An 8,400-nucleotide genomic window follows, 5' to 3' on the forward strand; every position below is an offset into this window, starting at 1 on the left:
ACTTGTCGATCGTCTGTTGGTGATACTGGTTTGCAAAGAGGTCATTCTTAATGGCGCTGCGTTTCTTCATGGTGGTTAGCTCAGTAGACCAGCTTCCGATAACTTTATCAGCAAAATCAAACTCGGCTTAGGTTTTTCGAGGTGCCCAAATATCAATCGGTTGCGTATAATAAGAACTGGTGATGGTACATTGGTTAATTTACAAACGATTAATAAAAATATTGGAGACCGGCCTGAGCAGCTAGTTGCCTTTCGTATTTATATTAATAATCAAATAATTATTTCTAGTCGACATCGTAAAGTTAAATCTCTTGAGCCTGTTATTGACGATCTTAATCATCATGTTGGCGCAAAAACGAGCGGAGAATGGTTAGTCGAAGTTGCTGATTCGATTAACGATGAAGTGAGTGATTTTACCGATATTTTGTATGATCGTTTAATTAAAATGGAAGAAAAGATCTTAACTGAAGAGATCCCTGAACGGGGAAAATTAGCGTTATTAAGAAGACAGGTTATTATTGTGCGCCGCTATATGTCTACTCAACGGGATGTTTTTGCACGTTTAGCGACAGAAAAACTTTTATAGATGAGCGATGATGATCGCCACCGCATGCAGGAAAATGCCGAAAGGCTTGGACGCTGTATTGATGAATTAGATGGTTTTGTTGCTCGTACCGCCGTTATTACTGATGAAATTAATGCGTTGATATCAGAAGCAACAAATAAACGGATTTATACTATGTCAATGTTAGCGATTGTCTTTCTTCCATCAACCTTTTTAACCGGATTATTTGGAGTTAACCTCAATGATATACCTGGTAGTGAATTTAAATTTGCATTTAGTGTTTTTTGTTTATTATTAAGTTGCTTAATTAGTTTTGTTATCTGGTGGCTAAAAAGAGGTAAGTGGTTATAAAATAAAACATTTTCCAATATAAAATTTCCAGTTATTTAGTTTAGTAAAAAATAAATTGAGCTATATCAAGAAGTTTTAACCTTAACTAGGGCAGAATTGATTTTGCAGGTGAATGCAACGTTAAGCGATGAACGTTGTGCTCTATAATTGTAGTTTTTCTCATATTGAGTTCTTATACAGAATAATTGACCACTATCAGCCGATGTTTAATACATCGGCTTTTTTTTATTTTATTTCAACTATATTAACTCGATCTGAGGGAAAATTATCTTGGTGGACGTTGATGATGGGAAATGTTTCTTTATCAAATGCTAAATCGCCATCATTAATAATGTTGCTGGGATGATTAATTTGTTTGAAATTGAATAGGTTGCTATCGCATAAATGCGAAGGAACAATATTTTGCATCGCTTGAAACATAGTCTCAATTCGTCCTGGGTACTGTTTATCCCATTCTCTTAGCATATTGCCGATAACTTGCCGTTGTAAATTGGGTTGAGAACCACAAAGATTGCAAGGAATAATTGGAAATGCTTTAATTTTTGCGTAGTTGGCAATATCTTTTTCCCGGCAATAAGCTAAGGGACGAATAACGATATGTTTACCATCGTCACTCTTTAGCTTAGGGGGCATCCCTTTGAGTTTGCCACCATAAAACATGTTGAGAAATACAGTTTGTAAAATATCATCGCGGTGGTGGCCTAACGCGATTTTAGTGGCTCCCAGTTCGTTGGCAGTCCGGTATAAAATACCGCGACGCAGGCGAGAGCATAGTGAGCAGGTAGTTTTTCCTGCCGGAATTTTCTCCTTCACAATACCGTAGGTATTTTCTTCAACTATTTGGTATTCAATACCGAGTTTGTTGAGATAGGATGGCAAAATGTCGGCAGGGAACCCTGGTTGTTTTTGGTCAAGGTTGACGGCAAATAAAGTAAAATTTACTGGTGCACTTTTTTGTAAATTTTGTAATATTGATAATAGGGTGTAACTATCTTTGCCACCAGAAAGGCAAACCATAATGCGGTCATTTTCTTCAATCATATTGAAATCAGCGATCGCCTGGCCAACGTTACGACGTAACTTTTTTTGTAGTTTATTAAAGTTATATTCTTCTTTTTGTTGATTCATATTTATTACTAATGTATTAAAGGTAATCGATTTTATTATCAAAAGAATGATTTTTAAATCCACAGCGATAAGAAAATGCGACCAGTTTAGGCTAGTTTAAAGCAAAAGAAAACTTTTGCTGGTTATTTTAGTTTTACCCCACATACTGGCAATCAACGCTTCGATTATCTTACCATTGTGATGATTAGTTTATATTTAGGAGTATAAATGAAAGGATTGGCATATCTATTAATATCGATTGTGGCTGAAGTGATTGCAACCACATCATTAAAGGCTTCCGATGGTTTTACCCGTTTGTTGCCATCGATTATTGTTGTTATTGGTTATAGCATTTCATTTTTTGGTTTATCACAAGTAGTTAAAATGATGCCATTAGGTATTGCCTACGCTATCTGGTCTGGTTTAGGGATCGTGCTGGTGTCTGTGGCAGCGTTGTTTCTTTATCAGCAAAAATTAGATTGGCCTGCCATTTTAGGTATTTTGTTAATTATTTCCGGAGTTTTAGTTATTAATCTGGTTTCTAAAAGTAGTGTTCATTGATAATAGTTAAAGGAGCATTAGTTAATAATCTTTTACCCCTAATATTTATTTAGCTATTTGACTATTTTCAGCTGGAAACCTGCACTATTTTCATCAAATCGCCATAGCGAAAGCTGGACTGGTAACTATTAGTCCAGCTCAAATTGTCTTAATGACTATTTTTTTAAACCATAAAAATTGGCTTAACAAGGCAATTATTGCCACCAAGAAATAAGCAATAAAAATAATTAATAACCATACGGGCATTTCAATATTCAAAAATGACCATTGTTTTTGGCTACAGTCACCGTAGGCTTCAAAAACAGTCGGTAACCAGCGGTTAAGTGGCAGCCATAAAGGAAAGTTAACGACAAAATCACATGAATCAAAAGGAGATGGATAAAGTTGTAGTCGAGTATGTTCGAAGGTTAATTTTAATCCTTCCCAGCTACTATATAACCATAAAATTAGTGCTACTAAGCGAAAAGCACTTTTTGGTGCCATGGCAGCAATTAAACCTGCCGCTAAAATAGCAAATATCGCTATCCGTTCGTAAATGCATAATACGCAGGGTCTAAGTCCCATACCGTGTTGAAAATAAAGTGCAATAATTTCTAACATACAGGCGCTAGTAGCTACTAGCAACCAAGCTTTTCTGGTTTGAGAGTATGAGTAAAAAAATTTAAACATGTTCATTCTATTCCATTATCTCGATAAGTTAGTTAGGCAAGCATATGATCTTATTTAGTTTACGACAAAAAAAACAGCTAATTTAAATTAGCTAATAAGATAATGAATTAAATTGTTAAAATGAATTTTCTATTTAGCCGATAGTTTTTGCTTAAAATGACAGGGGAATGCTATTATTTTCAAATAAATAATAGCATTATTAATAAAAAGTTATTTGGCTATATTTATCAAGCCTAATGAAGCAAACCACTCTGTTACCGGGATCAACCATAGTTCTACGGCTAGTAAACCGACTAGCGTCATAACAATAGTATAAGGTAAAGCCATGATAACCATTCGACCATATGAAAGGCGAATAAGAGGAGAAAGCGCTGAAGTTAATAAAAACAGAAAAGCGGCTTGACCGTTTGGCGTTGCGACTGAAGGTAAATTAGTCCCCGTATTAATGGCAACTGCCAGATATTCATATTGTTGACGTGATATTAATCCCGCTTTTAACGCACTCATCGCTTCATTTATGTAAACGGTGCCAACAAAAACATTGTCTGAAATGGCAGAAAGTAACCCATTGAATAAATAAAATAAAACAAGTTGCGATGATTCTGAAGACTGTAATACAAATTGAATAAATGGCGTAAAAAGATGTTGATCGATAATGACTGCCACAATTGAGAAAAATACCGTTAATAAGGCGGTAAAGGGTAAAGCTTCTTCAAATGCTTTGCCAATGGTGTGCTCATCAGTTATGCCGCAAAATGAGGTTATTAAGATTATTACAGATAAACCAATTAAGCCGACTTCTGCAAGATGGAAAGCTAAAGCAATAATTAACCAAACGCCTACTAATGCTTGCGTTATTAGTTGCAATTTTTCTCGCCGATCCCGTTTTCTGCTGGCTTTTTTATCGTGGATTTGCAGAATATGGCGAACACTTTCAGGTAATTCAGCGCCGTAACCAAATAATTTAAAGCGTTCGACGCAATAGCAAATAATTAAGCCACAAACAAATACCGGCAGCGTCACCGGGATCATATGTAAGAAAAAATTACTAAAGTTCCAGCCAACATATTTAGCAATAATTAAATTTTGTGGCTCACCAACCATTGTCATTACGCCACCTAATGCAGTGCCAATGCCGGCGTGCATCATTAGACTACGTAAAAAAGCCCGAAACTGTTCAAGGATCTGGCTTTTTTCGGTCATGTCAGCGTTATTTTCCGGCACAAGAAGCTCTTTCTGGCTGGATACATAGCTATGATAAATAGAATAAAAACCAACGGCTACACTTATCACAACGGCAATAACTGTTAGCGCGTCTAAAAAGGCAGAAAGGAAAGCGCTTGCTAGGCAGAAAGCCAGTGAGAGTACACGTTTAGAATGTATTGACAGTAATAATTTTGTGAAAGCAAATAACAGCAATTGTTTCATGAAATAAATACCTGCAACCATAAAAATCAATAGCAGTATTACTTCAATATTGTTAGCAATTTCATGACTTACTTGTTGCGGTGAAGTCATCCCAATTATTACCGCTTCAACAGCAAGTAATCCGCCAGGCTGTAGTGGGTAGCATTTTAGCGCCATAGCAAGGGTAAAAATAAATTCAGCAATCAGTAACCAACCGGCAATAAAAGGGTTAACTAAAAAAAAGCACAGCGGGTTGATTATCAAGAAGAAAATAATGGTCAATTTGTACCATTCAGGGGAATTACCAAGGAAATTTTTTAACATAATTTGTCTGATATTTATATTCATTATTACTTGCTTTCCTTCACTAGTATATAAGTAAAATTGACTAACGTAGCATACTACGTTTTTTATACCAGAAATTAAAAGAACGATTTCCTAATTAACGACAAATTGCATTAAGTCTTTATGGTCAGATTAGTATTTCTTAATAACTCGGCTACCTCAAACTTTTTCATTCTGATATTATCTCGTTTTATTAATGGCAAAAATTTGTTTTAGGTAGAGAAAAATATGATTATTAGAGCGCAAAGTCCGGCTAATTTTGCAGAAGAGTATATTGTTGAAAGTATTTGGAATAACCATTTTCCGCCCGGTTCAATTTTACCTGCTGAACGTGAGCTATCGGAGTCAATTGGGGTAACGAGAACAACATTACGAGAAGTTTTACAGCGGCTTGCCAGAGACGGTTGGCTAACTATTCAGCATGGAAAACCAACTAAAGTAAACAATTTTTGGGAAACCTCAGGACTTAATATTTTAGAAACGGTGGCGCGGTTAGATCACAGTGGAGCACCAAAACTGATTGAAGATTTGTTATCTGTTAGAACCAATATTTCAGCTATTTTTATTAGAACTGCCTTTCGTAAAAGTAAATCAAAATCATTAGAGATATTATCAATAAGAGAGAATATAGAAGATTGTTCTGAAGCATTTAGTACAGTTGATTATAATATTTTTCGTGGACTCGCATTTGTCTCTGGTAATCCTATCTATGGCTTGATCCTAAATGGTTTGAAAGGATTATATACCCGCGTTGGCCGTTACTATTTTTCTGATCCTAAGGCGCGTCTGCTTGCTTGCCGTTTCTACCATGATTTAGCCAAAATATGTGAACAAGAAAACAATGATCTGGTGCTAGATCGGGTTCGTAGTTATGGCAAAGATAGTGGTAATATTTGGCGTGAGATGAAAGATAAAGACAATATGATAAATAATTTGTCTGAATTACGTTAAACTCGTTGCTAGTTAATGCGCTATCAGCCTATTTTTATTCCCTCATCAAAAGTGAGGGCGTTAATTGAGATAGCGGTTATTAGTGTAAAATACTAATAAATTTTAACAATCTTGCTTATTATTTCTGCATAAAAATCGCAAAGCTATAACATTACGTCTTGCATCTTGATGCTACGCACACCTAAGGTTAATGACATGCGGGCAGGTTTTTCACCTGCTGGTTGCATTGGTTGGCTAATATGGGCTGTTTCTAAACATAGCATTTTTTTGTAACCATCGCTGGTCATATCTTTTATGGTACTGGATAGTTCAGCGCCCGGATTCCAACATACTATGTCGCTATGATGGTAATGGTGTATTTCTAAAATACGTTGCCAATTTTTATCATATACCAAATTACAATCATCGGATTCAGTATAAATACGATCAGTTCGTGTGGTTATATAAGTTTTTGTTTCTTCTGTATAAACATCACGATCAGCTACTTTATCAATATAATGTTTGCCTAGACCTTCAATATATATCTTATTTATGTCACTTACTTGTAAATAGGTATGTAATGCACCGGTGGCAGGCTCAGTACCATAATATTCAAATTCAATTTCACAGGTCGCTGCTAGTTTTAAGCGCATTATTAAGGTAAATTCATGTGGCCATATCTTTTTTGTCATTTCATTATCAGAAAGTGTTAGGGTAAGGATCACGCTATTTGTAAGCTCACTATGCGCTGTCAATTGCCATTCCTGTAAACGAGCAAAACCATGACTGGGTTGAGCGACCAAGCCAAACCATGGCCAGCAGATAGGAATTCCGCCGCGAATAGCGGTATTTTTTTGAAATAGACTATTTTTACTCAACCATAAACAGGCTTTTTCCCCCTCGGGCTGCCAGCTAAGTAGCTGTGCTCCCTGCAGACTGACTGCGGCACTCACTTTAGGATGAGAAACAATAATGACTGGAAGTTTATCAAGCTGTCGAAGTGTAATATAGGATGAAATTGTTTCTTTTACAGGTAAACTAAACAGTGTCGTGTCATTCATCATTTCGTCCTTTTTATATTTTTTATGATTAGAAATTAGCTAGTTTAAAAATATCGTTGGATTATATGCCAGAATGAAAAAAGCCGCCATTAATGGCGGCTTGAAGCGAGTAATTAAGCTATTTATTTAGCAATATGGGCAATTAAATCTAAAACTTTATTTGAATAACCGGTTTCATTATCGTACCAGGCTACTAATTTTACGAAACTGTCGTTTAAGGCAATACCCGCTTTAGCATCAAAAATTGATGTTAGTTTGTCGCCATTAAAATCTGTGGAAACAACATCATCTTCGGTGTAACCAAGAATGCCTTTTAATTCACCATTTGCTGCCTGTTGGATCGCCTGGCAAATTTCTTTATAAGTGGCAGGTTTATTCAAACGAACGGTTAAGTCAACAACTGAGACATTCGGGGTTGGAACACGGAAAGCCATACCGGTTAATTTGCCGTTTAATTCAGGAATAACCTTACCAACAGCTTTAGCGGCGCCGGTTGATGAAGGAATGATGTTTTGTGAAGCACCACGTCCACCACGCCAATCTTTAGCTGAAGGTCCGTCAACGGTTTTTTGCGTGGCAGTCGTTGCATGGACGGTAGTCATCAGACCTTCAATGATACCAAATTTATCATTGATAACTTTCGCTAATGGGGCTAGGCAGTTTGTGGTACAAGAGGCATTAGAAACAATATCCTGACCATTATAGGTGTTATGATTAACACCCATTACAAACATTGGGGTATCATCTTTAGAAGGGCCAGTTAAAACGACTTTTTTAGCGCTCGCCGCAATATGTTTGCGTGCTGTTTCATCAGTTAAGAAAATACCTGTTGCTTCCGCAACCACATCGACACCAACTTCATTCCATTTCAAGTTAGCAGGATCTTTCTCTGCCGTGCAGCGAATAGTTTTACCATTAACCACCAGATGACCATCTTTAACTTCGATAGTACCGTTGAAGCGGCCATGGGTTGAGTCATATTTCAACATATAGGCCATATAATTGGCATCTAATAAATCATTGATTGCTACGATTTCAATATCTTTACGCTCTTGGGCAGCACGAAAAACAATACGGCCAATACGACCGAAACCATTAATACCTACTTTGATAGTCATAGTATTTCCACCAGCTATATTTTATTTAATTTAAAAGAATTCAATATTGTTTCTATCGTTACCAAAACCTTGCCATCCGTCAAGCGGAATCGTGTCAATTACCAGAAAAATTGACATATAAAGCACCTTTTGTATGTTTGCCAACAAGCTTAAGGTCAATAAGCGTGTTGCTTAATAGTGAAATAAGGGTGTTTCGGTGATTGAAGTAAATTTTACGCTGTTCTGAGATGGAAATTCCAAAGACCTGCGCTAAGGAGTAAGAAGGTATCATCAATAAAGGGTCTAC

At 36.4% G+C, this 8,400-nt stretch carries 8 protein-coding genes and 1 pseudogene; 3 read left to right on the top strand and 6 right to left on the bottom strand.

Annotation, left to right across the window (positions count from 1 at the left end; genetic code table 11):
* Positions 1–160 precede the first annotated feature (160 nt).
* Positions 161–916, top strand: a pseudogene (zntB, locus tag CBG25_RS03160) (zinc transporter ZntB).
* Between the two features lie 225 nt (positions 917–1,141).
* Here zntB and ttcA read toward each other — a convergent pair.
* Positions 1,142–2,050, bottom strand: coding sequence for a tRNA 2-thiocytidine(32) synthetase TtcA (gene ttcA, locus CBG25_RS03165; RefSeq protein ID WP_290604467.1), 909 nt, complete (start codon positions 2,048–2,050; stop codon positions 1,142–1,144).
* 201 nt (positions 2,051–2,251) lie between these two features.
* On the opposite strand from ttcA, the gene CBG25_RS03170 reads away from it, so the two are divergent.
* A complete protein-coding gene (locus CBG25_RS03170; RefSeq protein ID WP_290604455.1) occupies positions 2,252–2,584 on the top strand; it encodes a multidrug efflux SMR transporter in 333 nt (110 codons plus the stop codon).
* Positions 2,585–2,722: 138 nt separating this feature from the next.
* Here the strand turns inward: CBG25_RS03170 and dsbB are convergent, their stop codons facing one another.
* Positions 2,723–3,253: a disulfide bond formation protein DsbB gene (gene dsbB, locus CBG25_RS03175; RefSeq protein ID WP_290604457.1), complete on the bottom strand. Its 531-nt coding sequence runs from the start codon at positions 3,251–3,253 to the stop codon at positions 2,723–2,725.
* Between the two features lie 210 nt (positions 3,254–3,463).
* Positions 3,464–5,008: a sodium/proton antiporter NhaB gene (gene nhaB, locus CBG25_RS03180; RefSeq protein WP_290604459.1), complete on the bottom strand. Its 1,545-nt coding sequence runs from the start codon at positions 5,006–5,008 to the stop codon at positions 3,464–3,466.
* A 225-nt stretch (positions 5,009–5,233) separates the two neighbouring features.
* Between nhaB and fadR the strand changes: the two genes are divergently transcribed.
* Positions 5,234–5,956, top strand: a complete 723-nt coding sequence (fadR, locus tag CBG25_RS03185) for a fatty acid metabolism transcriptional regulator FadR (protein WP_290604461.1) — start codon at positions 5,234–5,236, stop codon at positions 5,954–5,956.
* Between the two features lie 143 nt (positions 5,957–6,099).
* Here the strand turns inward: fadR and CBG25_RS03190 are convergent, their stop codons facing one another.
* From CBG25_RS03190 to CBG25_RS03200, 3 genes are all read right to left on the bottom strand, one after another.
* The gene (locus CBG25_RS03190) at positions 6,100–6,996 is read right to left on the bottom strand and encodes a D-hexose-6-phosphate mutarotase (protein WP_290604463.1); all 897 of its coding nucleotides are present in this window, start codon (positions 6,994–6,996) and stop codon (positions 6,100–6,102) included.
* A 122-nt stretch (positions 6,997–7,118) separates the two neighbouring features.
* Entirely contained in the window at positions 7,119–8,114 is a 996-nt protein-coding gene (gene gapA, locus CBG25_RS03195; protein ID WP_290604465.1) for a glyceraldehyde-3-phosphate dehydrogenase, read from the bottom strand.
* A 94-nt stretch (positions 8,115–8,208) separates the two neighbouring features.
* A partial coding sequence (locus tag CBG25_RS03200) for a hypothetical protein (protein WP_290604466.1) occupies positions 8,209–8,400 on the bottom strand: 192 nt, incomplete at its 5' end.

The sequence above is a fragment of the Arsenophonus sp. ENCA genome (assembly GCF_002287155.1).
In the GTDB taxonomy this organism is placed as follows: domain Bacteria; phylum Pseudomonadota; class Gammaproteobacteria; order Enterobacterales; family Enterobacteriaceae; genus Arsenophonus; species Arsenophonus nilaparvatae.

What these genes read in the sequence shown, in the direction of transcription:
- CBG25_RS03170 (WP_290604455.1), top strand. Translation starts at nt 2,252, where the DNA reads ATGAAAGGATTGGCATATCTATTAATATCGATTGTGGCTGAAGTGATT.
- dsbB (WP_290604457.1), bottom strand. Translation starts at nt 3,253, where the DNA reads ATGTTTAAATTTTTTTACTCATACTCTCAAACCAGAAAAGCTTGGTTG.
- nhaB (WP_290604459.1), bottom strand. Translation starts at nt 5,008, where the DNA reads ATGAATATAAATATCAGACAAATTATGTTAAAAAATTTCCTTGGTAAT.
- fadR (WP_290604461.1), top strand. Translation starts at nt 5,234, where the DNA reads ATGATTATTAGAGCGCAAAGTCCGGCTAATTTTGCAGAAGAGTATATT.
- CBG25_RS03190 (WP_290604463.1), bottom strand. Translation starts at nt 6,996, where the DNA reads ATGAATGACACGACACTGTTTAGTTTACCTGTAAAAGAAACAATTTCA.
- gapA (WP_290604465.1), bottom strand. Translation starts at nt 8,114, where the DNA reads ATGACTATCAAAGTAGGTATTAATGGTTTCGGTCGTATTGGCCGTATT.